Annotated in this window: 28 protein-coding genes and 1 pseudogene; 17 read left to right on the forward strand and 12 right to left on the reverse strand. The window is 71.3% G+C overall.

The window, feature by feature from the left end:
* The first annotated feature begins 126 nt into the window (after positions 1-126).
* The gene (locus AC0KTA_RS00195) at positions 127-1,134 is read left to right on the forward strand and encodes a GlxA family transcriptional regulator (RefSeq protein WP_481053018.1); all 1,008 of its coding nucleotides are present in this window, start codon (positions 127-129) and stop codon (positions 1,132-1,134) included.
* On the opposite strand, the gene AC0KTA_RS00200 is transcribed toward AC0KTA_RS00195, so the two are convergent.
* The 3 genes from AC0KTA_RS00200 to AC0KTA_RS00210 form a co-directional block, all read right to left on the reverse strand.
* Positions 1,073-1,621, reverse strand: a complete 549-nt coding sequence (locus AC0KTA_RS00200) for a hypothetical protein (RefSeq protein ID WP_481053019.1) — start codon at positions 1,619-1,621, stop codon at positions 1,073-1,075. The two genes, AC0KTA_RS00195 and AC0KTA_RS00200, sit on opposite strands and share 62 nt — an antisense overlap.
* Entirely contained in the window at positions 1,618-3,072 is a 1,455-nt protein-coding gene (locus tag AC0KTA_RS00205; protein WP_481053020.1) for an ATP-binding protein, read from the reverse strand. The genes AC0KTA_RS00200 and AC0KTA_RS00205 overlap by 4 nt, the downstream gene beginning before the upstream one ends.
* Before the next feature lie 62 nt (positions 3,073-3,134).
* Positions 3,135-3,824: a response regulator transcription factor gene (locus AC0KTA_RS00210; RefSeq protein WP_481053021.1), complete on the reverse strand. Its 690-nt coding sequence runs from the start codon at positions 3,822-3,824 to the stop codon at positions 3,135-3,137.
* 133 nt (positions 3,825-3,957) lie between these two features.
* Between AC0KTA_RS00210 and AC0KTA_RS00215 the strand changes: the two genes are divergently transcribed.
* Genes AC0KTA_RS00215 through AC0KTA_RS00230 form a run of 4 tightly spaced genes read left to right on the forward strand, consistent with a single transcriptional unit; the run spans position 3,958 to position 7,720 of the window.
* Positions 3,958-4,635, forward strand: a complete 678-nt coding sequence (locus AC0KTA_RS00215; RefSeq protein WP_481053022.1) for a hypothetical protein — start codon at positions 3,958-3,960, stop codon at positions 4,633-4,635.
* Positions 4,636-5,709 (forward strand): efflux RND transporter periplasmic adaptor subunit, encoded by a 1,074-nt coding sequence (locus tag AC0KTA_RS00220; RefSeq protein ID WP_481053023.1) that lies wholly within the window; start codon positions 4,636-4,638, stop codon positions 5,707-5,709. It begins immediately after the preceding gene.
* Entirely contained in the window at positions 5,706-6,476 is a 771-nt protein-coding gene (locus AC0KTA_RS00225) for an ABC transporter ATP-binding protein (RefSeq protein ID WP_481053024.1), read from the forward strand. The genes AC0KTA_RS00220 and AC0KTA_RS00225 overlap by 4 nt, the downstream gene beginning before the upstream one ends.
* Positions 6,473-7,720: an ABC transporter permease gene (locus tag AC0KTA_RS00230; RefSeq protein WP_481053025.1), complete on the forward strand. Its 1,248-nt coding sequence runs from the start codon at positions 6,473-6,475 to the stop codon at positions 7,718-7,720. The genes AC0KTA_RS00225 and AC0KTA_RS00230 overlap by 4 nt, the downstream gene beginning before the upstream one ends.
* A gap of 9 nt (positions 7,721-7,729) precedes the next feature.
* Here AC0KTA_RS00230 and AC0KTA_RS00235 read toward each other — a convergent pair whose 3' ends face one another.
* Positions 7,730-8,557: an alpha/beta fold hydrolase gene (locus AC0KTA_RS00235; protein WP_481056716.1), complete on the reverse strand. Its 828-nt coding sequence runs from the start codon at positions 8,555-8,557 to the stop codon at positions 7,730-7,732.
* A gap of 78 nt (positions 8,558-8,635) precedes the next feature.
* Here AC0KTA_RS00235 and AC0KTA_RS00240 point away from each other — a divergent pair, with 78 nt between their 5' ends.
* Genes AC0KTA_RS00240 through AC0KTA_RS00250 form a run of 3 tightly spaced genes read left to right on the forward strand, consistent with a single transcriptional unit; the run spans position 8,636 to position 9,897 of the window.
* A complete protein-coding gene (locus AC0KTA_RS00240) occupies positions 8,636-9,247 on the forward strand; it encodes a sigma-70 family RNA polymerase sigma factor (RefSeq protein WP_481053026.1) in 612 nt (203 codons plus the stop codon).
* A 36-nt stretch (positions 9,248-9,283) separates the two neighbouring features.
* Positions 9,284-9,523 carry a hypothetical protein gene (locus AC0KTA_RS00245; RefSeq protein WP_481053027.1) on the forward strand — a complete coding sequence of 80 codons (240 nt, stop codon included), beginning with the start codon at positions 9,284-9,286 and terminating at the stop codon, positions 9,521-9,523.
* A complete protein-coding gene (locus AC0KTA_RS00250; RefSeq protein ID WP_481053028.1) occupies positions 9,523-9,897 on the forward strand; it encodes a toxin Doc in 375 nt (124 codons plus the stop codon). The genes AC0KTA_RS00245 and AC0KTA_RS00250 overlap by 1 nt, the downstream gene beginning before the upstream one ends.
* 55 nt (positions 9,898-9,952) lie before the next feature.
* Here AC0KTA_RS00250 and AC0KTA_RS00255 read toward each other — a convergent pair whose 3' ends face one another.
* The 3 genes from AC0KTA_RS00255 to AC0KTA_RS00265 all read right to left on the reverse strand — a co-directional run bounded on the left by AC0KTA_RS00255 (position 9,953) and on the right by AC0KTA_RS00265 (position 11,883).
* Positions 9,953-10,438, reverse strand: a complete 486-nt coding sequence (locus AC0KTA_RS00255; protein WP_481053029.1) for a hypothetical protein — start codon at positions 10,436-10,438, stop codon at positions 9,953-9,955.
* A complete protein-coding gene (locus AC0KTA_RS00260; RefSeq protein ID WP_481053030.1) occupies positions 10,435-10,716 on the reverse strand; it encodes a sulfotransferase in 282 nt (93 codons plus the stop codon). Before AC0KTA_RS00260 ends, AC0KTA_RS00255 begins: the two co-directional genes overlap by 4 nt.
* 147 nt (positions 10,717-10,863) lie before the next feature.
* Positions 10,864-11,883: an aldo/keto reductase gene (locus AC0KTA_RS00265; RefSeq protein WP_481053031.1), complete on the reverse strand. Its 1,020-nt coding sequence runs from the start codon at positions 11,881-11,883 to the stop codon at positions 10,864-10,866.
* Between the two features lie 224 nt (positions 11,884-12,107).
* Here AC0KTA_RS00265 and AC0KTA_RS00270 point away from each other — a divergent pair, with 224 nt between their 5' ends.
* Complete coding sequence (locus tag AC0KTA_RS00270) at positions 12,108-12,698, forward strand: TetR/AcrR family transcriptional regulator (RefSeq protein ID WP_481053032.1); 591 nt, start codon at positions 12,108-12,110, stop codon at positions 12,696-12,698.
* 19 nt (positions 12,699-12,717) lie between these two features.
* Here the strand turns inward: AC0KTA_RS00270 and AC0KTA_RS00275 are convergent, their stop codons facing one another.
* Positions 12,718-14,067, reverse strand: a complete 1,350-nt coding sequence (locus AC0KTA_RS00275; RefSeq protein WP_481053033.1) for an aspartate aminotransferase family protein — start codon at positions 14,065-14,067, stop codon at positions 12,718-12,720.
* A gap of 90 nt (positions 14,068-14,157) precedes the next feature.
* Between AC0KTA_RS00275 and AC0KTA_RS00280 the strand changes: the two genes are divergently transcribed.
* The 3 genes from AC0KTA_RS00280 to AC0KTA_RS00290 all read left to right on the forward strand — a co-directional run bounded on the left by AC0KTA_RS00280 (position 14,158) and on the right by AC0KTA_RS00290 (position 18,108).
* Positions 14,158-15,063: a LysR substrate-binding domain-containing protein gene (locus AC0KTA_RS00280; RefSeq protein ID WP_481053034.1), complete on the forward strand. Its 906-nt coding sequence runs from the start codon at positions 14,158-14,160 to the stop codon at positions 15,061-15,063.
* Between the two features lie 234 nt (positions 15,064-15,297).
* Positions 15,298-17,616 carry a molybdopterin cofactor-binding domain-containing protein gene (locus AC0KTA_RS00285; protein WP_481053035.1) on the forward strand — a complete coding sequence of 773 codons (2,319 nt, stop codon included), beginning with the start codon at positions 15,298-15,300 and terminating at the stop codon, positions 17,614-17,616.
* Between the two features lie 15 nt (positions 17,617-17,631).
* On the forward strand, positions 17,632-18,108 hold the full coding sequence (locus tag AC0KTA_RS00290; protein ID WP_481053036.1) for a (2Fe-2S)-binding protein: 477 nt from the start codon (positions 17,632-17,634) through the stop codon (positions 18,106-18,108).
* On the opposite strand, the gene AC0KTA_RS00295 is transcribed toward AC0KTA_RS00290, so the two are convergent.
* Entirely contained in the window at positions 18,083-18,880 is a 798-nt protein-coding gene (locus AC0KTA_RS00295) for an AraC family transcriptional regulator (RefSeq protein WP_481056717.1), read from the reverse strand. The two genes, AC0KTA_RS00290 and AC0KTA_RS00295, sit on opposite strands and share 26 nt — an antisense overlap.
* Positions 18,881-19,042: 162 nt before the next feature.
* Here AC0KTA_RS00295 and AC0KTA_RS00300 point away from each other — a divergent pair, with 162 nt between their 5' ends.
* Positions 19,043-19,927, forward strand: a complete 885-nt coding sequence (locus AC0KTA_RS00300; protein ID WP_481053037.1) for an alpha/beta fold hydrolase — start codon at positions 19,043-19,045, stop codon at positions 19,925-19,927.
* 54 nt (positions 19,928-19,981) lie between these two features.
* Here AC0KTA_RS00300 and AC0KTA_RS00305 read toward each other — a convergent pair whose 3' ends face one another.
* Positions 19,982-20,599, reverse strand: coding sequence for a uridine kinase family protein (locus tag AC0KTA_RS00305; RefSeq protein WP_481053038.1), 618 nt, complete (start codon positions 20,597-20,599; stop codon positions 19,982-19,984).
* 101 nt (positions 20,600-20,700) lie between these two features.
* Here AC0KTA_RS00305 and AC0KTA_RS00310 point away from each other — a divergent pair, with 101 nt between their 5' ends.
* The gene (locus AC0KTA_RS00310) at positions 20,701-21,624 is read left to right on the forward strand and encodes a phosphotriesterase family protein (RefSeq protein WP_481053039.1); all 924 of its coding nucleotides are present in this window, start codon (positions 20,701-20,703) and stop codon (positions 21,622-21,624) included.
* A 74-nt stretch (positions 21,625-21,698) separates the two neighbouring features.
* On the opposite strand, the pseudogene AC0KTA_RS00315 reads toward AC0KTA_RS00310, so the two are convergent.
* Positions 21,699-21,950, reverse strand: a pseudogene (locus AC0KTA_RS00315) (transcriptional regulator); the annotation flags it as partial.
* Between the two features lie 297 nt (positions 21,951-22,247).
* On the opposite strand from AC0KTA_RS00315, the gene AC0KTA_RS00320 reads away from it, so the two are divergent.
* Positions 22,248-23,057, forward strand: a complete 810-nt coding sequence (locus AC0KTA_RS00320) for an acyl carrier protein (RefSeq protein ID WP_481053040.1) — start codon at positions 22,248-22,250, stop codon at positions 23,055-23,057.
* Positions 23,058-23,130: 73 nt separating this feature from the next.
* Here AC0KTA_RS00320 and AC0KTA_RS00325 read toward each other — a convergent pair whose 3' ends face one another.
* Positions 23,131-23,955, reverse strand: a complete 825-nt coding sequence (locus tag AC0KTA_RS00325) for a DUF1206 domain-containing protein (RefSeq protein WP_481053041.1) — start codon at positions 23,953-23,955, stop codon at positions 23,131-23,133.
* A gap of 168 nt (positions 23,956-24,123) precedes the next feature.
* Here AC0KTA_RS00325 and AC0KTA_RS00330 point away from each other — a divergent pair, with 168 nt between their 5' ends.
* Positions 24,124-24,564: an ATP-binding protein gene (locus AC0KTA_RS00330; RefSeq protein WP_481053042.1), complete on the forward strand. Its 441-nt coding sequence runs from the start codon at positions 24,124-24,126 to the stop codon at positions 24,562-24,564.
* 206 nt (positions 24,565-24,770) lie between these two features.
* Positions 24,771-25,925 carry a S1 family peptidase gene (locus tag AC0KTA_RS00335; protein ID WP_481053043.1) on the forward strand — a complete coding sequence of 385 codons (1,155 nt, stop codon included), beginning with the start codon at positions 24,771-24,773 and terminating at the stop codon, positions 25,923-25,925.
* Positions 25,926-25,978: the final 53 nt, after the last annotated feature.

Consider the following 25,978-nt stretch of genomic DNA (forward strand, 5'->3'; position numbering starts at 1 on the left):
GCGGCGAGATCGCCATGTGTCGTGGTGATGTCGCCACCCCGTGGGTGCCGGAGGTGTCGTGTGAGTCCGCTGCGCGTGAGTGTGCTGGCCTACCCGGGCTGCTTCGCTTCGGAGGTGTTCGGGGTCTTGGACCTCTTGACCATGGCCACTCATGTGGCCGCGGCGCAGGGGGCGGTCGAGCCGTCCTACGCGGTGTCGGTCGTCTCGACCCGACGGCGGGTGACCGCGTCCGGTGGCTCGCGCGTCGATGTCTCGGCGGTTCGTCCCGCGGACGTGCTGATCGTGCCGGGCTTCGAGATCTCACCCACGCTGGACCTCGACGCGACTCTGGCGAAGCTGGAGCCGGAAACAGCGTCGATCCGTTCGCAGGCGGCTTCGGGGACCGCGGTCGTGTCGATCTGTGTCGGTGCTTTCCTGCTCGCTGAAGCAGGGCTGCTCCATGGGCGGGAGGCGACGACGTCCTGGTTGTTCGCGGACCGGTTGGCGCGGCGGTACGCCGACGTGTGTGTCCGCTCGGAGAAGTTGGTCGTGACCGATCGGGGGGTGACGACGACCGCGGCCTTCAGTGCGATGTACGACTTCGCGCTGCGGTTCATCCGGGAGCACGACGGGCCCCGTGTCGCCCGCGGTACGGCGCGCATCGCGCTCCTGGACGACGCGCGTTCCACGCAGGCCGCGTACGTCGATGTCGGGCTCCTGCCCACCGTGGGCAAGGGCTTCTCGGCCGGTGTCAAGCGGTGGCTCGACCAGAACCTCGGGGCTCGGTACGACCTGCCTGCCCTCGCCCGGGAGTTCGGGGTCAGCACGAGGACCCTGCTCCGCCGCTTCGGCGACGAAGCCGGTGAGACACCGCTCGGCTACCTGCACGGCGCCCGGGTGCGTCGGGCCCGGCATCTGCTGGAGACGACCGACAGGACCGTCGCGAGCATCGCCGCCGACGTCGGGTACCGCGACCCGGGGTCGTTCAGCGGAGTCTTCGCCCGGCACACGGGTCAGCAGCCGAGTGTGTACCGCGCGACGTTCCGGCGGCGCGACGACGGCCTCGGGCGCGCGCCCGATGCCGCGCGCGTCCTCACTTCAGGAAGTCCGAGCAGACGTAGGTCTCCGACCGTCCGTCCTGCGGCCGCACCGTGACCCGGATGTCGTCGGTCCGCGTCGTGCCGTTGTCGTCGGCGATGGCACGGGCCCGCGCGATGCTGCACACGAGCTGGCCCATCAGGTTCCGGTCGTCCACGGCCGAGGCGGAGAGGTCCGGCTGCGGGACGTGGACGGTGACCGCGTCCCCGTCGGCCGTGGCCCGGTACTGGCCCCCCGTCCCCAGCAGGGTGGTGAGCCCGGCCGCGCGTTCCGCCTCCGTCGGGCCGGAGCCGAGGAGTTTGATGACGCCGTTGGGGTCAGTGACCTTGTACGCCGGGATCTCGGGGCGCGAGACCGCCTCCAGGCGTCCCGCTTGGGACACGAAGTACAGGCGCAGCCCCTTGGTCAGCCCTCCGGCGGCCGCGCCGCCGTCCAGGACACCGGTGGGGCGCACCCCGCAGCCGGCGAGCAGCACGACGGCCACACCGGCCAGCGCAGTCCCGAACGCCCTGTGCGCGACCCGCGCCCTGTGGGCAGCCTTCATCGGTCCTCCTCGCGGGTGCGCCGCCACGGCAGGCGCAGCGTGAACACCGCCCCGCCGTCCGGCCTGTTGGCCGCGTCGATGGTGCCGCCGTGCAGGCGTGCGTTCTCCAGCGCGATGGCGGTGCCGAGGCCGCTTCCCTCCGAGCGGGTGCGGGCGGTGTCGGCCTTGTAGAAGCGGTCGAAGACGTGGGTGAGGGCTTCGGGCGGCAGTCCGGGGCCGCGGTCGGCGACCTCGACGGTCACCCAGTCGCCCGAGGGATCGGTGGCCAGGGTGAGCGTCACCGGTTCGGCGCCGTGGCGCAGCGCGTTGCCGACGAGGTTGGCGACGATCACGTCGACGCGCCGCCGGTCGACCGATGCCCGTATGCCCTGCGGCAGTTCGGCCCGCACCTGGTCGGTCCAGCAGCGCAGGGACAGCGTCGCGTGAACCGCTTCGGCGAGGTCGGTGCCGGTCAGGTTGAGCCGGGCCGCTCCGGAGTCGAAGCGCGACATCTCCATCAGGTCGTCCACGAGCCGGGTGAGTCGGCCGGTCTCGGCGCTGACCGTGCGGGCGGCGTGGGCCGCGTCCGGCGGCAGGGTCGCCGCGTCCTCGTCGAGGACGGTGGCGACCATCGTCATCGCGGCGAGCGGGGTGCGCAGTTCGTGCGAGACGTCGGCGACGAAGCGCTTCGCCCGCAGGTCCTGCTCGCGCAGCTCGGCGACGGAGGCCTCCAGGGCGCTCGCCGTCTTGTTGAAGTCCCGTGCCAGGTCGGCGAGTTCGTCACGTCCTCGTACCCTGACCCGGGACGTGAGGTCACCGGCCGCGTGCCGCCGGGTCGCCTGCCCCAGTTCGCGTACCGGACGCAGCACCGTGCCCGCGGCGAGGAGCGCGAGGACGGCGGCGAGCAGCACCACCGGCACGATGCCGCCGCGCACCGCGTCCAGCACCCCCGCCGTGTCCTCGCGCTCCGCCCGCAGTGAGGTGATGGCGAAGACGTCGAGGCCCGACAGCGTCCTGGAGTCGAAGGTGACGGGGGTGCCGACGACCAGGTAGGGGCTGCCGTGCCAGTCGACCCGCTGGAAGCTCATGCGGTTGCGGGTGCGTACCGCCTCGCGCAGGGCGGGTGTGATCCGCGTACGGTCGGCGGACGCGTCGGACGAGGCCTTGAGGGAGCGGTACTGGGTCACGACGACGGCGCCGTCGCCGAGCCCGTCCGCGATGCCGGCCGCGAAGCGGGTGAGGGAGACCTCGTCGGCCGGGACGTCGAAGTCCGCGGCGGCCTGTTCGACGCGGCTGCGTACGTCGGTGAGGACCGCGTCCTGCTTGCGCTGCAGGACGGCGGTGCGCGATTCGCGGTAGGCGAGCGCGGTCGCGGTGACCGCGCTGACCAGGGCGACGAGCACGAAGGCGACGACGAGCCGGGTGCGCAGCCCGCCGAGCCTCCGCAGCGCGCGCATGCGGGGACGACGCATGTGCGGACGGCGCGCCCGGGGCCGCCGCACCCGGAATCGGGGCGCCCGGAATCGGCGCACGCTCACACCGGCCCGAAGCGGTAGCCGAAGCCCCGCACCGTCTGGATGTAGCGCGGCCGCGCGGGTATGTCCTCGATCTTGGCGCGGAGCCTGCCGACCGCCGCGTCCACCAGACGTGAGTCGCCGAGGAAGCCGTGCTCCCACACGGACTGCAGCAACTGCTCGCGGCTGAACACGTGCGCGGGCGAGGCCGAGAGTTCGAGCAGGAGGCGCAGTTCGGTGGGCGGCAGCGCGATCGGCGTGCCGCGCTTGGCGACGGTGAGCCCGGCCCGGTCGATGAGCAGGCCCGCGTGGTCCTCGCCGCGGGCCGCCTTGGCCGGTTCGGCCCGCCGCAGGGCCGCCCGGATCCTGGCTTCCAGGACGGGAGCGGTCACCGGCTTGACCACGTAGTCGTCGGCACCTGCCTCCAGGCCCCGCACGATGTCGCTGTCGTCGCCACGCGCGGTCAGCATGATCACGGGCACCGTGGAGCCGGTGGCGCGCAGGCGGCGGCACACCTCGAAGCCGTCGATGCCGGGCAGCATCAGGTCGAGCACGGCGAGTTCGGCTCCCGTGCCCGCCGGGGCCGTCAGCAGGGCGAGGGCCTCCTCGCCGGTGCCGGCCGTGTCGACGTCGTAGCCGTGTCGGCGCAGCACGAGTTCCATGCCGTCGCGCACGGACACGTCGTCCTCGATCAGCAGTACATGGGCCATGGGGCCGATTATGCGCGACGGTTTGCCCTGTTCAGACCGGGTGAGGACGGCCAGTGCGGGACCCTCGCGCATTGTTACGTGCTCATCATGCGGCCATGGACGGGTCACCATGTACGGGGCCGACGGTGGTCGCATGAGCATCCACACCACCTCTCGCGGCACCGCTTCCCGTGGTACCGGGCGGCTCCGGCTCGCCGCGGTCGTCACCGCTCCCCTGCTCGCTCTCTGCGTCGCCTGTGGCGGCGGGGACGACAACGGCTCGGACCGGAACGACGACGTCGCGTCCGCGCCCGACGAGCCGACCGCGGACGGGGCGTCCGGCAAGGGCACGGGCACGGGCAAGGACTCCTCGAAGCCCGCCGCCGAGGGCAAGAGCGCCTTCTACGACGCGCAGATGACGTACGTCCGCTGTATGCGCACGAAGGGCAACGTGCAGGACTTCCCCGACCCCAAGCTGAGCGGCTATCTGAACTGGCCGGAGATCGACAAGGTCGTCGACCCGAAGAACGGCGGAGCCGAGTACAAGGGCGGGAAGGACGGCGTCTGTGCCCCGGAGCTGCAGAGGGCGATGAACCTGGAGCCCGAGCGCGACGCGCAGAAGGACTACGAGTCGATGCTCGCGCACGCCAAGTGCATGCGGGACAACGGTGTCTCCAAGTTCACCAACCCCACCATGTCCGGCGGCAACGTCCTCCCCGGCGGCGACCCCAGCCCCGGGGACCCAGCGCTCGACCCGAACTCACCCGCGTACAAGCAGGCCCGCGAGGCGTGCAAAGGCAAGCTGCTCGAGGGCCTGGACGGGATGCAGTAGATGAGGCGGCGTACAGGATTCCTCGTCGGCGGTGCCGCGGCGGCCGTCACCGCGCTGGGCGCGGGCGCGCTGACGTACGGCGGGGGCGGCGCCGACGCCGGGGACGGCCGCGGCGACCTGCCGCCCGCCACCGCCACGATCACCCGCGCCGATCTCGCGCAGTCCAAGACCGTCGACGGGAAGCTCGACTTCGCGCAGCGGCGCCCGGTCAAGTCGGCGGTCGCGGGCACGGTGACGGTCGCGGCGCGCAAGGGCGCCACGGTCACGCGCGGCCAGGCCCTCTACGAGCTGGACGACAAGCCGGTCACGCTGTTGTACGGCCCGGTGCCCGCGTTCCGCGAGATGAAGGTCGGCGCCCGCGGCAGCGACGTACTGGAGCTGGAGCGCAATCTCGTCGCGCTCGGCCACGGCAGGGGGCTCTATGTCGACCCGCGCTTCGACAAGGCGACGGAGGCCGCCGTCAAACAGTGGCAGAAGTCCCTCAACCGGACGCCGACCGGCAGGGTCGGCAAGGGGCACGTCGTGTTCCAGCCCGAGCAGGTCACCGTCGTGCGCGCGGACGCGGCGCTCGCCGACCAGGTGGGCCCCGACACGGCGGTCCTGACCATCGCCTCCACCAGACCCGTCGTCCGCGCGGAGCTCGACCAGAGCGACGTGTCGCTCGTCGCGAAGGGCACCAAGGTCGAGGTGACCCTGGCCGGCGGCACGACCAGGCGGGGCCGGGTCACGGGAACGGTCAAGCCCGAGAGCTCGGACGGGGAGGAGGACTCGTCCCCGGACGGCATCACCGTCGAAGTCACCCTGGACGGCGGCGCCTCGTCGGTGTCCGGCAAGGACGCCACGGCCACGGCAAGCGTGAAGTTCGTCAGCGAGAGCCGCGAGGACGTCCTCACCGTCCCGGTGGAGGCGGTCGTCGCGCTGCGCGGCGCGGACGGCGGCTACGGCCTCCAGGTCGTCGAGGGCACCAGGTCCCGGATGGTGCGGGTGGAGACGGGGATGACGGCCGACGGCCGCATCGAGGTCAGCGGCCCGCAGATCAAGGAGGGGCTGAAGATCGGGGTGGCGACGGAATGACGACCTCCTCATCGACCTCCCCATCGACCTCCACATCCGCCTCCCCTTCCGCGCCGGTACCCGACGCCGCCCCGCCGGCACCCGTCGTCGAACTGCGGCACGTCACGAAGTCGTACGCGGGTGGCGTGCACGCCCTGCGGGGCGTGAGCCTCACCGTGGACGCGGGTGAACTCCTCGCGATCGTCGGCCCGTCGGGGTCCGGCAAGTCGACGATGCTGCACGTCATCGGCACGCTCGACGCGCCCACGGCGGGCACGGTCCACGTGGCCGGGTACGACGTGGGCCTGCTGTCGGACGCGCAGCTGTCCGCGCTGCGCTCCCGCCACATCGGCTTCGTGTTCCAGCACTTCCAGCTGGCGGCGGGCCACGACGCCGTCGACAACGTCGCGGACGGGCTTCTGTACGCGGGCGTCCCTCGCAAGGAGCGCCGGGCCCGGGCCCGCACGGCCCTGGAGCGCGTCCGCCTCGGCCACCGCCTGGACCACCGGCCCGCCGAGCTGTCCGGGGGTGAGAAGCAGCGCGTCGCCATCGCCCGCGCGCTGGCCGGCGAGCCCGACCTGCTGCTCGCCGACGAACCGACCGGCGCCCTGGACACGGCGTCCGGCGAGGTCGTCATGGAACTCCTGCACGAGCTGAACGCGGCGGGCACCACGATCTGTGTCATCACCCACGACAACGAGATCGCGGGCTCGCTGCCGCGCCGGGTCCGCTTCCGGGACGGCGAGATCGTGTCCGACTTCCCCGCCCAGCAAGCGAGTTCACAATGAATCTCCCCGGCAGTCGGAATCTCCCGCACCGGAGGCCGGCGCCCACCGGCCGCCCTCTCCGGCTCAAGCCCGCCCGGCTCTCCCCCGGCGACATCCTCCGCCTGGGCGCGGTCGGTCTGCGCGCCCGCCGCGCCCGCGTCGTCCTGTCCGCCCTCGGCATCGCCATCGGGATCGCCACGATGGTCGCCGTGGTGGGCCTGTCCCAGTCCAGCAAGTCGGATCTGATGGCCAGGCTCGACCGCCTCGGCACCAACCTCCTCACCGTCGAGGCGGGCACGGACGCGCTGGGCAACGAGGTGAGGCTGCCGAAGTCGGCGGTCGCGATGGTCGAGCGCATCGGCCCCGTCCAGCACGCCACGGCGACGGCGAACGTGGACGCCCGGATCCGCCGCAGCGATGTGGTGCCCGAGGAACGGTCGGCGGGCGTCACCACGCAGGCGGCCCGCACGGACCTGCTTGCGGCCCTCAACGCCCGTGTGGCCAAGGGGACCTGGCTGAACAGGGCCAACGAGCGCCTGCCCGTGACGGTCCTCGGCTCGGTCGCCGCGCAGCGCCTCGGTGTCACCGAGCCGGGCCAGAAGATCATGATGGACGACGAGTACGTCGTCGTGGTCGGCATCCTCCGGCCCGTGGAGCTGGTCCCGAACCTGGACCGCGTGGCGATGGTCGGGTTTCCCGCGGCCGAGAAGTACTTCGCCTTCGACGGCCATCCCTCGATGATCTTCGAGCGTTCGCCGGACGCGACGGTCGAGGACGTACGCGCCGTCCTGGCCCGCACGGTCAGCCCGGGCGACGAGGGCAACGCCAAGGTCTCCCGCCCTTCGGACGCGCTCGCGGCGAAGGCGGCGACCGACAAGGGCCTGACCACCCTGATGCTCGGCCTGGGCGCGGTGGCGCTCCTGGTCGGCGGGGTGGGCGTGGCCAACACCATGGTCATCTCGGTCCTCGAGCGCCGCCAGGAGATCGGTCTGCGCCGGGCGATCGGCGCCACCAGGAACGCGATCCGCCTCCAATTCCTCACGGAGTCCCTGCTGTTGTCTGCGCTCGGCGGCGCGGCGGGCGCCGTCCTCGGTACGGCGGCGACGTTCGGCTTCGCCCTCGCGCAGGGCTGGACCGCCGTGGTGCCCCCTTGGTCGGTGGCGGTCGGCTTCGCGGCGACGCTGCTCATCGGGGTGCTTGCGGGCCTCTATCCGGCGGTGCGGGCGTCGCGCCTGCATCCCACGGTCGCCTTGAACGCCACCTGAGGCGGGTCTTCAGCCCAGGAACGCCCCGGTGGCCGCCACGAACCCGTCGGCGTCGTCGAGCCACGGGTAGTGACCCGCTCCCGGCTGGATGACGAGTGCGGCGTCGGGGAACAGCTCCGCGAATTCCGCCGTCGACCGAGGCGGGCTGTTCACGTCGAACTCTCCGGCAAGCAGCAGGACCGGCGCCTCGCAGGCGGCGAGCGCCGCCCGCGTGGCCTCCGGGGAGAAGGCGCCCTCGGCCCCGAAGAGGCCGACGGCCTCCTCGTTGTCCGGCCGACTGGCCGCACGGTGCCGCTGCGCCGCGGCGTCCCAGCGACCGTAGAAGAAGGGGGCGATGCCCTCCCAGTCGCTGCCCGTGCCCTCGGTGATCGCCTCCAGGGCGCCGAACGCCTCCGGGAACCAGGGCTCGTTCCTGCGCAGCCGCGCGATCTCACGGCGCGCTTCCCCGGTGACCGCGATGCCGACGGCTCGGGTGCCGGGGCCGATCAGGGCGAGCTTGCCGACCCGCTTCGGGTGTCGGGCCGCGTACTGCGTCACGAGGTTCGCGCCGGCGGAGTGGCCGAGCAGGTCGATCCGTGGCAGTCCGAGGTGTTCACGCAGCGCCTCGACGTCGTCCACCTGGCGGTCGCAGCGGTAGGAGGAGGTGTCGGCGGGGACGGCCGACCGGCCGGTGCCGCGAAGGTCCAGGACGATCAGCCCGCGATGGCAGGACAGGCCGCCGAGGTCGCCGAGGTAGGTGGAGTCCGCGGGCCCTCCGGGGACGCAGACGAGCGGGGTGCCGTCTCCGATCACGCGGTAGGCGAGCCGAGTTCCGTCAGGTGCGGTGAAGGTGGGCATGGCCGGGATCCTGTCAGCCATAACCAGGTTATACAACCGGGTTATGGCGATCCACGGACTTCGATGTATAACCGGGTTGTGGCACATGAGGAGAGCGAGCGGCAGAGCCAGGCACCGCTGACCGAGGAGCAGGCCGCGCGCATGCTCGCCCATATGAACCAGGTCATCCGCGCAGGCGAGGAGATGCGGAAGCTTCGCGCCGAAATGATCAAGGCGTTCGTCCACCTCGGCTGGACCCAGGACAGAATCGCCCGGCTCACCGAGATGACGCAGCCCGCCGTGTCCAAGCAGGTGGCGAAGTACAAGCAGGGCGACCCGCCACCCCCGATGGAGCTCTCGCTCGACCAGCACGACAGCCCTTGGCTCGAAGGACGCCTGTGGGGTCTCGCCGAGGAAATCGCGGAGACCGTCCACGAGACCGCCCGCTGCACCCGTCACGTCCACGCCGTCGCCCGGGGCAAGAAGCACTTCACACCCCAGAACGTCGACGAGCTGCGACGCCTCGTCGAAGAGGACCTGAGACAGCACCAGGCGGACCTGCCCAGCAGCTACCGGGCGGCATACGACAAGATCAGCCGCGGCCTCGACATCCCCTCGGCGGCCACTCTCACCACACCGGCCTCCGCGCGCCGCGCCCTCGCCCGCCAGCTCCAGCGGGCCCACCTCCAGACGGCCTCTGATGCGCGATGAGTGCCGCGGGTGGTACCAGTTAGGTACCATCAAGGCATGCCGTCACTGAACATCACCTTCACCGACGAGGAGCTGGAGGAGGTCCGCGCCGCGGCGGCCGCCGAAGGCAAGTCCCTCAAGCAGTACGTCCACGACCTGTCGCTGCGCGAACGCCAGCGCAAGCAGTTCGTGCACACCGCCGTGACGTGGGGCGAGCAGCATGCGGGCGAGTTCGACGAGGCGTTCCCCGACGAGGCCCCGCCGGCGGGTCGTCACCAGGGAGCCGCGGCCGCCTGATGGTCCTCCACATCGATGTGTCCTGGCTGCTCGACGCCCAGGAACAGGCCGTTCCCGAGGACGTCAGCGTCGCGGACTACTCCGCGCTGGTCGCCGCCGTCGCCCGCCACAAGACCCGCATCCCCCGCCCCGGCATCGCCCCGCCCGATGCTGCCTGGCGCGCGGCTTCGCTCCTGCACACCGTGGTCCGGCTGGAGCCCCTGCCGTACCGGAATTCGCTGTACGCCTGCCAGGTCGCCGTCGCGTACATGCACGCCTCCGGCGAGGGCATCGACCCGCCCTACGGCGCACTGGTGGAGCTCGTCCGGGACGTCCAGGGGCGCAAGGCGAGCGTGTATCAGGTGGCGGACCGCATCCGCGCCTGGCGCATCTGACCACGGCCGTCAGGCGCCCCAGCGCCTCGGCCGCCGCCCGCCCACAGCGGCCCGGTCACCGGCTCGGCCGTCCCTCCAGCACCCGGGTGCCCGGGGCACAGCTCTCGTCCAGTTCCGCGAGTTGAGCGGCTGTCAGGCTCCGGGCGGCGCCGCGCCGGCTGCCGTCGAGGAGTGCGCACGCGGCGTCCAGCCACCGCGGGTGAGCCTCGACGCCGACGAACGCGGCGAGACGGGTCAGCTCCTCCCTGGGGGCGTCGAGGAGGTCCTCGTACGCGAGCGTGGTGCCCTGACCGGCAGGCAGCTCGCCGAGGAACCGTGTGCCCTGGACGACGAGTTCCGACCACAGGGCGCCGAACCTGCGCAGGGGCAGGTCCCGGTCCCGTACGAGGGCGGGGTCGAAGCGCTCGGCGAGCAGCGGCGCCAGATCCGGCGGCAGGGACCGCACATGGTCGTCCGTCAGGTCGGCGAGACTTTCGACGCCGGCCCGTTCCCTGATTTCGCGCAGCAGCGTGATCGCGCGGTATCCGGGGTGGCGGCTCATGGACAGGGCCCAGAAAAGGCCCTGGTGGCGTTCGGCGGGGGTGCGTGCGGGCCAGAGCACGACTGCGGTGCGGAATTCGCCGAGAAGGCCGTCGGCCGGCAGAGCCGCTCCCAGAACTCGTCACCGGTGGCCTTCCCCTCCGGGAACGCGGCGTCGCCGACGGACGCCATGTACTCGTTGAGGCTGAGCACGTCCGGGTGGGTGTTGAGGATGCGGGACAGCGCGGTGGAGCCGCTGCGGCCCGTACCGATGACGAAGGTCAAGGGGTGCACGGTCATCTCCGAGAACACAGGGTGCGTACGGATGGGTCCGGCCCGCGGTGTCGCGCGGGCCGGTAGGAGACTTCCCCGGGAGACGGGGCCGGGCACGTCCGCGGCCAGTGCGGCCTGCGGTGGTCGTGCGCCGTCCCCGGCTCCCGTGAGTTGTCAGCGGCGTCGCAGCACCGGGTCGAGCAGTGCGGGCGGAGTGTCGAACTTTTCGTGCGCGGCGAGGTCGGTGCCGGGAGCGACGATCGTGTCGATCGTGTCGAGTACGTCGGCGGTGAGCACCGTGTCCCCGGCGGCGAGCTGGGCGTGCAGGTGGTCCAGTGTGCGGGGGCCGATGAGCGCGCTCGTCACCCCCGGGTGCGCGGTCACGAAGCCGAGCGCGAGCTGAATCATCGTCAGGCCGGCCTCGTCGGCGACCTTGGCCAACCGCTCGACCGCGTCGAGCCTGGCCCGGTTGGACGGGATGGTGGTGTCGAAACGTTGCGGCATGAACGTCGAGCGGCTGGTGGAGATTTCCTGGCCCTCGCGGATCGCACCGGACAGCCAGCCCGAGGCCAGCGGGCTCCACACCAGCACACCGAGCCCGTACTCCTCGGTCACCGGCAGGACGTGGCTCTCGATGCCGCGCTGCAGGATCGAATAGCTGGGCTGTTCGGTGACGTAACGGCTCAGGCGATGCTCGCGGGCGGCCCACTGCGCTTGCACGATCCGGTATGCGGGGAAGGTCGACGAGCCGAAGTACCGGATCTTGCCCGCGCGCTGAAGGTCGGTCAGGGCCGACAGCGTCTCCTCGTCGCTGGTGTTCGGGTCCCACCGGTGGATCTGGTAGAGATCGACGTGGTCGACGCCCAGTCGGCGCAGGCTGTTCTCGAGCTCGGTGACCAGCCAGCGGCGCGAGCTGCCCTGATGGTTGCGCTCCTCGCCCATCGGCATGCTCGCCTTCGTGGCCAGCACGATGTCGTCGCGGCGGCCGGCGATGGCCTTGCCGACCATCTCTTCCGACTCGCCGTCGCTGTACATGTCGGCGGTGTCGATGAGGTTGATGCCGCCCTCGAGAGCGGCATCGACGATGGCGGTGGCCTCGTCCTGGGTGGTACGGCCGATCTTGCCGAAGTTCATCGCGCCGAGCGCGAGGGAGCTGACCTGCACACCGGTGCGGCCCAAGGTGCGGTACTGCATGACTGTGTTCCTCCATGGCGGGTGGCGTGGCGGCATGACGTGCTGAAGAGCAGTGAGGGGCAGCAGCAAGCCGTGACGGCGGGCATGGCGCGGTACGGCGACGACGCGGGATTGGCCGCCGCCCCCTTGCTCTGACATCCTGAGTAAGCGGAACCTTGTTCCGCTAAGGACGATACGGAACCGCGTTCCGTTTAGCAAGAGTGGGCGGCAGAGGGAGCGACACCATGACCGACGGCGAAGAGAGCGCGGGGCCCGCGGCCCGGTCCAAGCGGGCGGACGCGCGGCGCAACAAGGAGACCCTGCTCGACGCGGCCGCCTCGGTCTTCGTCACCTCGGGCGTGGAAGCGCCGGTACGTGACATCGCGGCCAAGGCCGGAGTCGGGACGGGCACGATCTACCGGCACTTCCCGACGCGGGCGGACCTGATCATCGCCGTCTACCGGCACCAGGTCGAGGCCTGCGCCGAGGCCGGTCCGGCCCTGCTGGCGAGCAGCGCGACCCCGCACGCCGCGCTGAGCCGATGGATCAACCTCTTCGTCGACTTCCTGGTCACCAAGCACGGCCTCGCCGCCGTGCTGCAGTCCGACAACACCGCCTTCAACACGCTGCACGCGTACTTCCTCGACCGTCTCGTGCCCGTGTGCACACAGTTGCTCGAAGCGGCAGCCGACGCGGGCGAGATCCGCACCGACGTGGAGGCCTTCGTCCTCATGCGCGGCGTCGGGAACCTCTGCGTCGGCGCGGACAGCGATCCCCGCTACGACGCGCGCCGACTGGTCGACCTCCTCGTCACGGGACTGCGCCTGCCGCAGTAGCGGGCCGGCGGGAGGGCGCTCAGAGCGTGGCGCAGGCGTCGCCGATCGCCTCGTCCAGGATCGTCAGGCCGAGCGACAGCTCGTCCTCGGTGGCGGTCAGCGGCGGTGCGATGCGGAAGACTCCGCCCATGCCGGGGAGCTGCACGATGTTCATGTGCAGGCCGAGTTCGAGGCAGCGGCGGGTGACCCGCGCGCCCAGTTCGTCCGAGCTGCGCTTCGTCTCGCGGTCGACGACGAGTTCGAGCCCGGCGAGCAGGCCCCGGCCACGGATGTCGCCGACGACCTCGTGGCGCCCGGCGATGTCCTCCAGACCGTCGCGCAGGAACGCGCCGAGCGCCCGGGCCCGCTCGTCGAGCCTGTCGTCGGTCAGGACGTCGAGGACCGTGTTGCCGACCGCGGCCACCAGCGGGTCGGCGACGTGCGTGGTGAAGAACAGGAACCCGCGCTCGTACGCCTCCTGCTCGATCTCGGCGCTGGTGAGCACGGCCGCGAGGGGCAGCCCGGCGCCGAGCGTTTTGGACAGCGTGAGGATGTCGGGCACGACACCGTCGCGCTCGAAGGCGTACCAGGTCCCGGTGCGGCAGAGGCCGGTCTGCGCCTCGTCGAGGATCAACAGCATGCCGCGCTCCCGGCACTTGGCCTGCAGGGCCGCGAAGTATCCGGCCGGCGGCTCGATGATTCCGCCCGAGCTGAGAATCGGTTCGACGAGGCACGCGGCCAGGCTGCCGGTCGACTGGGCGTCGATCAGGTCGAACGCGAAGTCCAGTTGGCGGCGCCAGTCCAGCGAGCCGTCGGCCGCGGTGAAGTCGGGCCGGTACGCGTTCGGCACCGGGATGGCGAAATTGCCGGGCACGGCCGGGCCGTAGCCCTTGCGGCCCGCGCTGTACGTGGCGGACGCGGCGGCCTGCGTCATGCCGTGCCAGGACCGCGCGAACGAGACGATCTCGTGCTTGCCCGTGACGAGTTTGGCCATGCGCAGGGCGGCTTCGTTCGACTCGGCGCCGGTCGTCAGGAGCAGTGCCTTCTCCAGCGGCGCGGGCAGCGTCTCGGCAAGCCGCCGGGCGAGGTCCACCACGGGGCGGCTGAGCATGCCGCTGTAGAGGTGGTCGAGGGTCCCCACCTGCCGCTGGACGGTCGCGACGATCCGCGGGTGCGAGTGGCCGAGGATCGCGCTCATCTGGCCGGAGGTGAAGTCGAGGATCGTCCGGCCGTCCGCGGTGAACAGGAAACTCCCGGCGGCGCGGTCGATGATCTCGCGGGTGAACTCGCCGCCGTAGCGGACGAGGTGCCTCTCGGCGTCGGCCCAGAAGGCCGCGGTCGCGGGGGGCGTCGGGGCGATGGACGTCGGGGCGGGGGTCGAAGCAGCCATGTCCCCGACCGTAGGTTCCGCCCGAGCGACACGTCCATCTCACAATTCCGGCTTTCCTGTTCGGCAGAACCGTACAAGAATAGTTGGGTGATGAATCCGTGGAGGCTGCGGCTGCTGAGCCAGCTCGACACGCTGGGCACGGTCCGGGCGGTCGCCCAGGCCGCCAACCTGAGCCCGTCGAGCGTGTCTCAGCAGCTCGCCGTGCTCGAGGCCGAGACTCGCACGCAGCTCCTCGAACGAACGGGACGGCGGGTGCGGCTGACCTCGGCCGGGCTGATCCTCGCGCGGCGGGCGCGGGCGATCCTCGATCACATGGACAGCGTCGAGGCGGAGCTGCGCGGGTTCGGCGAGGAACCGGCGGGCCTGGTGCGGCTGGGGGCGTTCCAGAGCGCGATCCACACCATGGCCGTGCCCGCGGTGACCCGGCTGGCGCGCGAGCATCCGCACCTCGACGTGGAACTCCTTGAGCTGGAGCCGCACGACAGCCTGCCCGCGCTGCGGGGCGGCGACGCGGACGTCATCATCACCACCACCGACTTCGACGAACTGCCGCTGGGCCCGGACCTCGACCTCGTGCCGCTCGCCACGGACCCGGTCGTGCTGGTGGTCCCCCTCGACCATCCCGCGGCCGGGCGCGGCGCCGTGGACCTCGCGGCGTACGCGGACGAGCCATGGGCGTTCGACATCCCGCAGTCGTACATGGCGAATCTCGCGCTTCGGCTGTGCCGTCAGTCGCGCTTCGAGCCACGCGTGGTGTGCCGGTTCAGCAACTACATGATGACGCTGCAGCACGTCGAGGCCGGTCTTTCGATCGCGCTGCTGCCCGGCCTGGCGGTCGACCGCCGCTACCGCGTCGCGACCAGGGAACTCGCGGCTCCGGTCACGCGCACGATCACGGCGGCGATCCGCCGTGGCGCGCCGCCTCGCGCGGCGGTGCGCGCCGTCCTGGACGCGCTGCGCCATCAGTCGGACCTGCCGCTGCCGGCCCCTGAGTGAGATCGGGTCCGCTCACGTTCCTCGCCGAAGCCGACGATGGCTTGTCCCGCCCCTTGATCTCTGCGCCCTCCAGGTACACGCTCGGTGACCGCATCGACGGCCCGGAGCTCTTGATCGACGGCCCAGAGCTCTTGTTGATCTCCCGCGCGCGCCGCGGGCACCGCATGAACCGCATGAACCGTATGAACCGCCGAGATTGGACGATGGATGAACCCACGCCGGAAGGGAACGGGCATGGCGACAACGGGAGTTGACCGTTCGCCCGAGCCCGAGTCAGGTGCGCCCGGTCTCGGACGGCGTCGCTTCCTCGGCTACGTGCTGGCCGCTCCGACCCTGATGACCGCCGCCGAACTCGCGCCGGCGCCGACGGCGGCCGCAGCCGAGATCCCGTCACCGGAGATCACCGAACTGGTCGACCTCAACGACGTGATGACCACCGCGGCGCTGCCGACCTCGAACCTGATCACGATCGAGGTCAACAAGGACGGCACCGTGTCGTTCGCGCTGCCGCGGGCCGAGGTCGGGCAGGGCATCACCACGTCGACGGCCATGCTGATCGCCGAGGAGATGGACGTACCGCTCGACCGGGTGCGGGTCACGTTGGCCGACGCGCGGCCGGAACTGCTGTTCAACCAGCTCACCGGCGCGTCCAACACCACCATCTCGACCTATACCCCGATCCGGGTCGCCGCCGCCGTCGCCCGGGGCCGGCTCCTCGACGCCGCGGCGATCGCGCTCGGCGCGGCCGTCACCGACCTCACCCTGAAGGCCGGGGTCATCACCGACCCGGCGGGCGAGAGCATCGGCATCGGTGATCTCGCCGAGAAGGCCGCGAGCACCAAGGCCCAGCGGGTGTCCGTGGACCTCAAGGAACGCGAGCAGTTCAAGGTCATCGGCCGGCCACAGAACCGTATCGACGCGCTCGCCGCCGTCACCGGGCGCAAGAAGTTCGCCCTGGATCTCGACGTCCCGGACGCCAGGCCGACCATGGTGTGCCGTCCGCCGACCATCAACGGCAAGGTCGGCTCCGTGGCCAACCTCGACGAGGTCCGCGGCATGCCGGGGGTCACCGATGTCGCGGTGGTCTCCACCGGTGTCGCGGTGCGTGCGCGGACCTTCGGCCAGTGCATCGACGCCATACGCGCCCTGCGGGTGTCGTGGAAACCCGGCAGCGCGGCAGGAAAGACCGACGCATCGGTGCTCAAGGAGCTACGGGCCGCCGAACTGCCGATCGGGCTGCTGCCCCCGCTGACCCCGTCGGTGGAGGCGAAGTTCACCTTCCACTTCCGCAGCAACAGCGCCCTCGAGCCCAACTGCGCGATAGCCGACGTACGTACGGACCGCGCGGAGATCTGGTCGGGCCTGAAGGCGCCGATCGTCGCCAAGCAGGCCATCGCCGCGCGGCTCGGGCTGCCGCCGAGCGCGGTCACCGTGCACGTCACCGAGGGCGGCGGCTCCTTCGGGCGGAAGCTGTTCTTCGACGCCGCACTGGAGGCCGCCGAGATCTCCCAGAAGATCGGCAAGCCCGTCAAGCTCATGTGGCACCGGGCCGACGACTCCCGCCAGGGGCGCACCCACCCGATGGCCACCTCGCGCGTACGCGCCGCCTACCTCGGCAACACCGTGCTCAGCTACAAGCAGCGGCACACCAGTGTCTCCACCGACCTCGGCCACGGGCTCGGCGAGGTCTTCACCGCGCTGGCCGCGAAGCTGCCGGTGGGCGACATCGGCTTCTCCCAGACCTTCTTCCATCTGTCCCAGTCGATGCCCTACGACTTCGGGGCCCACAGCCGACTGCTCAGCGAGACCGACAAGAGCTTCAACACGGGCAGCATGCGCGGCGTCTACTCCCCTGATGTCGTGTGCGCCCGGGAGCTCGTCGTCGACCAACTCGCCGCGAAGATGGGCAAGGACCCCTTCCGGTTCCGCCGCGACTTCCTCCGCGGCGACCGCGCCCGTGCGGTCCTCGAGAAGGTCGCCGACGTCGGGAACTGGGGCCGTACGATGCCCGCCGACACCGCGCAGGGAATCGCCTTCCACTCCGAGTACCACTCGGTCAGCGCCGTCCTCGTCGAGATCGACTGCCGCCCCGAAACCGTCGACCGCCCGATCCGCGACGGCGTGACCGGACCACGCGTCACCAAGGCCGTGTTCGCCGTGGACGTCGGCCTCGCCGTCAACCCACGCGGTCTTGAGGCGCAGATGATGGGCTGCGTCATGGACGGGATCGCCCAGACGCTGACCTCCAGCCTGCACCTGCGCGACGGGTACTTCCTGGAGGCGAGCTGGGACAACTACTTCTACACCCGGCAGTGGAACACACCGCCCGAGCTGAAGATCATCGTCATGCCGCCCACCACGGGTGAACCCGGCGGTGCCGGAGAACTCGGTGTCGCCGCGTCGATGGCCGCGGTCGCGTGTGCCTACGGCCGTGCGACGGGCACCATGCCCACCAGCTTCCCGATCAATCACGGCACGCTCTCCTTCGTACCGAAACCGACCGTCCCGCCCATCCCCGCGTCGCCCACCGACGGCCTGGGCCACGTCCGCTGACAGCTTGGAGATCCCGTGCCCGAGCACACCTTCCGACTCAACGGTGAGCAGGTCACCGTCGACGCCGCCGACGACGAGCGCCTGCTGTGGGTGCTGCGCGACCTCCTCGGCGTCACCGGGCCGAAGTACGGCTGCGGCATCAACGTCTGCAAGGCCTGCACCAGTCATGTCAACGGCAAGGCGGCCAATCCCTGCGCCATTCCCGTCAAGGACCTGCGGCCGACCGACGAAGTCACCACCATCGAGGGGCTCCCGGCCACCGTGGGCGCCGACCTGCACCCGATGCAGCAGGCCTGGCTCGACCAGGACGTGGTCCAGTGCGGCTACTGCCAGCCCGGCCAGATCATGGCCGCCGTCGCGCTGGTACGCCGCGTCGCCGAGGAGGGCCGCCGGATCACCGACGCCGACCTGGACGGCATCCGCAACATCTGCCGCTGCGGTACGTACTTCCGTATCCGCGAGGCGATCAGGGCGGGCGCCGAGAAGATGTGAGGGTGGGCGGTTGTTCCCCGGCCGGCCATGCGCGGTCGTCCACTGTCAGGAATGGCTCGCCCAGCACGGCCGCCGGGGTGGTGCCGGTGAACGCCATGACGTCCCGATGCAGATGGGACTGGTCGCAGTAGCCGCCGTCCGCCGCGACTCGGGCTGCGCCCTCCCCCGCGACCAGGCGGTGCACGGCATGGTCGAAGCGCACCAGCTTCGCGGCACTTTTCGGCGGAAGGCCGATGTGCGAGCGGAACCGGGACCACAGACGCCTGCGGCTCCATCCGAGTTCGGCCGCCAGGTCGTCGACCCGGACGAGGCCCCTGCCGACGACGATCCGGTTCCAGGCCCAGGCCACCGCCGGGTCCACCGACGGCCGCGCCTCAAGTCGGCGGGCGAGCAAGGTGCCCATGAACGCGAAGCGGTCCTCCCACGAGGATATTTCGCCCAGTTGCTCGCAGATCCGTGCCGCCTCCCTGCCCCACAGCTCGTCGAGGGACACCAGGGAACCGGCCAGATCGGCCGGACGGGCACCCAGAACCGTGCCTGCGACTACCGGGGACAGGCGCACCTGCACGCACTCGACACGTTCGCCCCACGCCCGACCCCCGCCTCCGGAGCCGAACCCGGGCCCGGCGACGAAACTCCCCCGATGTCGCCGCCCGGCGTCGTCCTCCACGGTGGACGGACTCGCCCCGAACTCCAGGACCAGCATCACGGCCGGGTGCGGAACCACCCGCAGGCCGCCGTCGGGCAGGCCGGGGACCCGGAACCCGGCCATGTCGACACCAGCCACCCGGCTGGGCCGCTGGGGACGTGCGACGTCCCACACGGCGGGATCGGCGCGTTCACTCGTGGTGGGCCCCATCATCAAATGCTACGCGCGCCAAGGAGGGAACATTTGTCCAAGCCGCCGATGTGCACCGATCGCGACAGTGGACCCATGACTCCTTCCGACAGGCACCCTCATCTGGCCGACAGGCACCCTCATGCGAACGGCGACGTCGACGCCACCAAGGATTCGATCCTCTGTCTGGAGCACGGCGACATCTACGTCTGCCAGGACGGCCCTCGCGACGCCCCCATGCTCCTGCTCGTCCACGGATCCGCCACCTCAAGCCGTTCGTGGAACGCGCTGGTACTGCTGCTGTCCACGCGCCATCGCGTCGTCCGGATCGACCTGCCGGGGCACGGTCGCTCGGCCGAACCGGTCGACGGCGATTACGCCATCCCCGAGCAGGGACGCAGGATCGGCACGGCACTGGACCGGCTCGGCGTCGAACACGTCATGGTCGTCGGCCACTCCAGCGGCGGCTACGCCGCCACCGCACTCGCCGAGCAACGACCCGACCTGGTGACCGCGCTCGCGCTCATCAACACCGGCCCCAGCATGGATGCCTTCATCGCACCGGCAACCACCGCGATCGACCCCGCGCAGTGGCCACCGACCGACGAACAGATCCGCCGGTTCGCCAGCACCGGATTCCGCGCGGGTTACCAGGTCCCACAAGAACTCGTCGACGAACTGCGCGGCATGACCTACCGCGCGGTCACCGCAGCAATGCAGGCGTCCACCGCCTATCTGAACCAGCAGGCGCTCCCGGATCGGCTGGTGGCCCTCGGCAAGCCACTACAGGTGATCTTCGGCGACCAGGACCGCAGATGGCGACCCTCGTCCGCGGCCGACTACCGCGTCGTTCCGGGCGCGAGAGTCGAGTTGCTGCCCGGCGCCGGACACACACCCATTCTGGAGGATCCGCCGCGGACCGCCGCACTTCTCCTGTCCTTCGCCGAGACCCACACCGCTCGGGCGTCCAAGACCACTTGACGATTCCGCCCCACATGCGGCCGTAGCGTGCGAATCTCGCGCGTCGGAAGCCCGTCACCCTCCCCGGACGGTGAGGCCGACTCGCGAGGGCAGGCCGGTCGTAGTGAGGTAGTACTCCTCAACGGTGCGCCAGCGCGCGATCCAGGCGTCGCGTTCGGGGCCACGCCCACGGGCGTACAGGCGGTGCAGGCACAACTCGCCGGGGGTGTCGACGAAGACGGTCAGGTCGTAGAAGGGGGCCAGTTCGGGGCGGGCGGTCAGGACGCCTTCGACGACGACCACCCCGCCGGGCGCGAGGTGGCGTGACTCGCCGCGCCGCGTGGCGTCCGCACCGGCCCGGTACGGCGCATAGCGTGCCGCCATGCCGTCCGCGAGCGGTGCGAGGACCTCGTCACGCAGCTCCTGCCAGGCGAAGTAGCTGCCGTACGCCTCCACCGTGTCCATGGACAGGCGCTGTTGGACGGGCCTGGGCAGAAAGAAGTCGTCGCCGTTCACGACGACAGCCCGCCCCGGCCCGCCCAGCTGCTCTGCCAGGGCGGCGGCCAGTGTCGTCTTGCCGGCCCCCGCACGGCCGTCGAGCGCCACCAAGGTGCAGCCGTCGGTCGCGCGGCCCGCGAGCGCCGCGGTGATCTGCTGGGCTTGCTGACGCGACATCTGCTGGAACATCGTCATGCGCAGCCCTCTACCCCGTCGTGCGCCCGATCGGGGGGCGGGAACGCGTCAGGCTGGTTTCTGTGCGGTCTGGGGCCGGCGGTGCCGGGTACCGCTCCCGCATGCAGCACGTGCGCACCGTCACCGGCCCTCTCCCGGCTGCCGCCGTCCGCGGGCCGGTCCTCGCTCACGAGCACCTGGCCCTGGACCTGCGCCGGGCCTCCGATCCGGACGCCGCTCTGCTCACCCACACGTCCCACACTCACGCTGCCGCCGAACTCATGGCTCTGCGGGCCGAGTTCGGGCTCAGTCTCGTCGTCGAGCTGACCTGCCGGGGCATGGGCCGTGACCCGCGTGCTCTGGCCACGATCTCCCGTCGATCAGGAGTAGCGGTGGTCGCCGCCACCGGCTGGTACTACGAGCCCTTCCACCCGCCCGAAGTCAGCGGTGCCGACCCCGACCACCTCACGAAGACGCTGATCCACGAGATTGAGCACGGCATCACGGACACCGCGATCCGCCCCGGGGTCATCGGCGAGATCGGCAGCCACGGCGAACGCCCCAGTCCCGCCGAGAGACGTGTCCTCGTCGCCGCCGCTCACGCGGCCACCGCCACGTGCCTGTCTGTCGCCACGCACACCCACCTCGGTGTCGGCGGACCGGCCCAGCTCGATGTGCTCACCGCTGCCGGACTGCCTGCCCACCGCGTCAGCATCGGTCACCAGGACCTCCTCCACGACCGCGCCGTCCATCGCGAACTGGCCGCCGCCGGCGCCTACGTGGCCTTCGACACCATCGGCAAGGAGCACTACGCCGACGACACCACCCGGCTGCGCCTGCTGCTCGCACTCCTGGAAGCGGGACACGCCGACCGGGTACTGCTCAGCGGTGACATCTCCCGGCACACGTACCTGCGGGCCGAGGGCGGGCAGGGATACGGACACCTCTTCCACTCGTTCCTGCCCCGGCTGCGAGCGGCGGGCGCCGACGACGACCTGATCGACCTGATGACGCGCCGCAACCCTGTCCGTTTCCTCACCGGCTGACACAACGATGTCCGCCCGACCCCTTGGCCGTCGTCCGCGAGATTCGGCCACGGCGTGGGAGCCTGCGCAGCCCGTCAGGCGGCGAATCCCACGTTGGGGACGTACTCGTACTGCCCCCACTGGGACCCCAGGTCGACGATCTGCTCCACCCACGCCTCGTCCAGCGCCCGGTCGTCGTCGGCCGCCCAGGCCTCGACCACCCGGTCCCGGTGGTGGCGCACATTCAGGCTCCGGTACTCCACGACCCGCTGACGCGGCCTGGGAACCTGGGACTGGTTCAGCGGATGGATCTCGACTCGCGTGCCGCGGCCTTCGGCGTTGAGGCGGCCGCCCGAAGTCGCAGTTCCTCTCCGACACCTGTGCCCTCCACTGTTGACGGGACTTCACGGACTTGCACTGCGGCGCCAGTCAAGATCACTGGATTTCGGGGTGGGGACATTCTGTCGTCTCCGGTTCACACCAGACCGGCAGGCGACGCGCCGCCAAACGGGCCCTGAACGGCACATGCATGCTCTGCCACCCCTACAACCAGGGACGGCCCTCCGCGTGTCGAATCCTGCGTCGGCATCGCCGGCAGGACTGATCACGACAGCAACGGAGTTCACGTGCAGATGCGTTTACGTATGCCGATTGCCCGGCTGACCGCGACCGCGGCACTCGCCCTGGCCACCGTCGCGGTCGGCATGGTGCCCGCCCACGGATCGGACAGCGAGGCCGCGCCGGGCGACCCGCCGCCGGCCGACTTCACCGTGACCCTCTCCAGCAGCGCCACGGCCACCGACTTCGACAACCGCACGGTCGACCTCGCCGGCACCGTGACCCGCGCCGACGGCACCCCCGTGGCGGACGCGCCGGTCCGGCTCGGCAAGACCGTGCTCTACAAGACCTGGAACCCCTGGGGCGACCCCATCGACCCGACCGAGCGGGAGCACCTGAGCCTGGGCACCGTCCGCACGGACGGCAAGGGGCAGTTCACGCTGTCGGGCGTCCGGGCGGACCGCTGGCAGGACAAGGGCAGCGACTTCCTGTTCCCCCGCCACCAGGTGGAGTTCCAGGCCTCGTACGACCCGGGCGACCCCGACGACATCCACTTCTTCTTCGCCGACACCAGGGTCGATGTCCGGCCCGTCGCGAGCACCCTCACGTACAAGGTCAACAAGACCAAGGTGCGCGCCGGCGACACCCTCGTCGTGACGGGCAAGGTCGCCTGGCCCGCCGGGCACGGCCCGGTCGCGGGCACCCGGGTCCTGCTGCGCACCTACTTCGAGTCCGCGTACAACGCGCAGACCACCACCGACGCCCGGGGCAACTTCACCGTCCGCGCCAAGATCCGCGACTACGACAACGAGTTCGTGCTCTTCTCCGCGCCGAAGGACTACTACATCGCGGGCGCGAGCAAGGATCTGCCGGTCAAGAACGTCACCACTCCCTGACCCGCCGACCGGGGCCACGGCCACCTGGAGCCCGCCGCCTCCGCACGGCGGCGGGCTCGCGGCCCGCCCTCCCTCACACCTTCCGCCAGCGCGCACTGGCCCAGGAGAAGATGCCGAACGCCACGAGCGCCAGCGCCACCGCGACGAGGAGCCACGGTCCGGCCGGGGTGTCGCGGAAGGAGCGCAGGACGTCGTCCATGCCCTTGGCCTCGCCGGGTTTGTGCCGTACGGCGGCCACGAGGACGAAGGCCCCGGCCACGGCGAAGAGACAGCCGCGGCCGATGCCGCCCACCACCCCGAGCACGTCCACGGTGCGGCGCACCGGGGCGGGCATCTCGCCCATCCGCAGGTGCTCGCGGTACTTGCGCCGCATCGCCCGTCCGGCGATCCAGAGTCCGGCCACCACCACGACCGCGCCCACGGCGCCGACGATCCACTGTCCCGAGGGCCAGTCGAGCGCGGTCGCTGTGACGTCGTCGCTCTTCCGGTCCGAGGAGCCGCTGCCGCTCCCCTTGTCCCCCGCCACGTACGCAAGGACCGTGAAGGCGACCACTCCGTAGAAGACGAACCGGCCCGCCGACGCCAGGCGCTTGCGGGCCTTGCGGCCGTCCGGGCCCGCCTGGCCGAACAGTGCCTCGGAGAGCCGCCACAGGGCCATCCCCGCGAGGGCGATGCCGAGGAGCCACAGCAGGGCGTTCCCGAAGGGCTTGTCGGCGATCTCCGTCAACGCGCCGCCGCGGTCGGCCTGTTGGCCGTCGTCGCCGGACAGCGCGATGCGCAGGGCGAGAACCCCGACGAGCGCGTACAGCACGCCCCGGGCGACGAAGCCCGCTCGTGCCGCCGTCTCGACGACACGTCCCTTGGCCACCCGCCGGGCCTGCCTCGTCCCGCTGCGCATCGCCCCATCAAAACCCATGGGTCCGCGAATGCCCCGATTCCCCTTGGCGATGCGCGTGGCGTGCCCTTTCGCGGCGGGGCCTTGAAGCGCCCCGAGGGGGTAACCGGACTGGACAGCAGGTTCCGCAAAGGCAGCGGGCGGACTACGCACACCATGTGAGAGCGCGTCATGTCGGATCATTCGGTACGGGTGGTACGGGCCGTCGGCTGGGCTCACTCCTTCCCCGTCTCCCGAGGGGTCAGGGCCGGGCGCGAGTGGGCCCGCGCCCACATGGAGAACCTCGGGTGGACGGAGACAGATCCCGACGCCGTCGACTCCGTCGTCCTCGCGGTCTCCGAGCTGGTCACCAATGCCCATCATCACGCGCACACCAGCGCCCAGGTCGTGTTGACCTGGGACGGGCGGGCGCTGCACCTGAGCGTGCACGACTCCGGACCGGGGGCACCGGCGCCGCGGGAATCGGACGACAGCAGCGTCGGCGGCCGCGGCCTCGCCATCGTGGACGCCCTCGCGGACACCTGGAGCATCCACCCCACGCCCGACGGCAAGACCATCACCGCCTGCTTCAAGGCACCCGGTGCCGCTCCTTGCCCGCAGAGCGAACACTGATCCGGCCGACGAACGACGACCAGGGTGTACGTACGTGCGCTCCCCCGCGAGCAGAGGACGGCGGCGGTGGGTCGGCTCAGCCGTGGTGCAGGTCTGGACTTGACCGCACGGTCTCTCTACGTTCTGCCGCACCACTGCTGAGAGCGCTCTCAGCAACAGCAACTCTGGTCCACCACACCCTTGTTGGAACGACGAGAGGTCCCCCTGTGAGACGCAAGACCGGAGCACGTCTCGGCCTGTCCGCTCTGTCCGCCTTACTGCTGACGGCCACCTGTGCCGGCACCGGGCTCGCCCCCACCGCTGCCGCCGCCCCGAGGCCCCAACCGCCCGCCTCCACCGCCCTGTTGGACGCCATGCAGCGCGACCTCGGCCTGACGCCCGCCGAGGCACGCGCGCGGCTCGCCGACGAGCGGCATGCCGTCAAGACCGAGCGCACGGCACGGAAGGCGGCCGGTTCCGCGTACGGCGGCGCCTGGTTCGACGCCGGCCGCGGCCGGCTCACCGTCGCCGTCACGCAGCGGCAGGCCGCCGCGGACGTACGCGGGACCGGCGCCGACGTACGGCTCGTCAAGCACAGCGCCGCCGCACTGGACGCGGCGAAGGCACGCGTCGACAAGCTCGACGCGCCCGCCGATGTGGCCAGTTGGCGCGTCGACCCGAAGGCCAATCGCGTCGTCGTCGACGTCGTCGCCGGACACCTCGCCGACAACGATGTCAGCGCCTTCCTGCGGAGCGCGCGGGCCACCGCGCCCGTGCGCGTGTCGACGGTTCCCGAGGGGCCGCGGACCTTCGCCGCGGGGACCGTGGGCGGCGACCCGTACTACACCGGCAACGTCCGCTGTTCCATCGGCTTCTCGGTGCACGGCGGCTTCGTCACGGCCGGGCACTGCGGGCGCGCGGGCGCGACGGTGCGCGGCTGGGACGGCTCCGCCATGGGCACGTTCCAGGGCTCCTCGTTCCCCGGCGACGACTACGCGTACGTCTCCATCGGGCACGGCTGGTGGACCGTGCCGGTCGTGCTCGGCTGGGGCACCGTTCCCGACCAGTTGGTGCGCGGCTCGGCCGAAGCGCCGGTCGGGGCGTCGATCTGCCGTTCCGGGTCCACCACGAAGTGGCACTGCGGCCGGCTCCTGGCCAAGAACGAGACCGTCAACTACTCGGACGGCACCGTCGTGCACCAGTTGACCAAGACCAGCGTGTGCGCCGAAGGCGGTGACTCGGGCGGCTCGTTCATCAGCGGTGACCAGGCCCAGGGCGTTACCTCCGGCGGCTGGGGGAATTGCGGCAGCGGCGGCGAGACGTGGTACCAGCCGGTGAACGAGATCCTCGGGCGCTACGGGCTGACCTTGCACACCGCCTGATCCGCGCCGCGTGTCGACGACACCCGGGTTCGCGGACCCGCGTCGCGGGGTGC

This window comes from Streptomyces sp. Y309 (genome assembly GCF_056712025.1).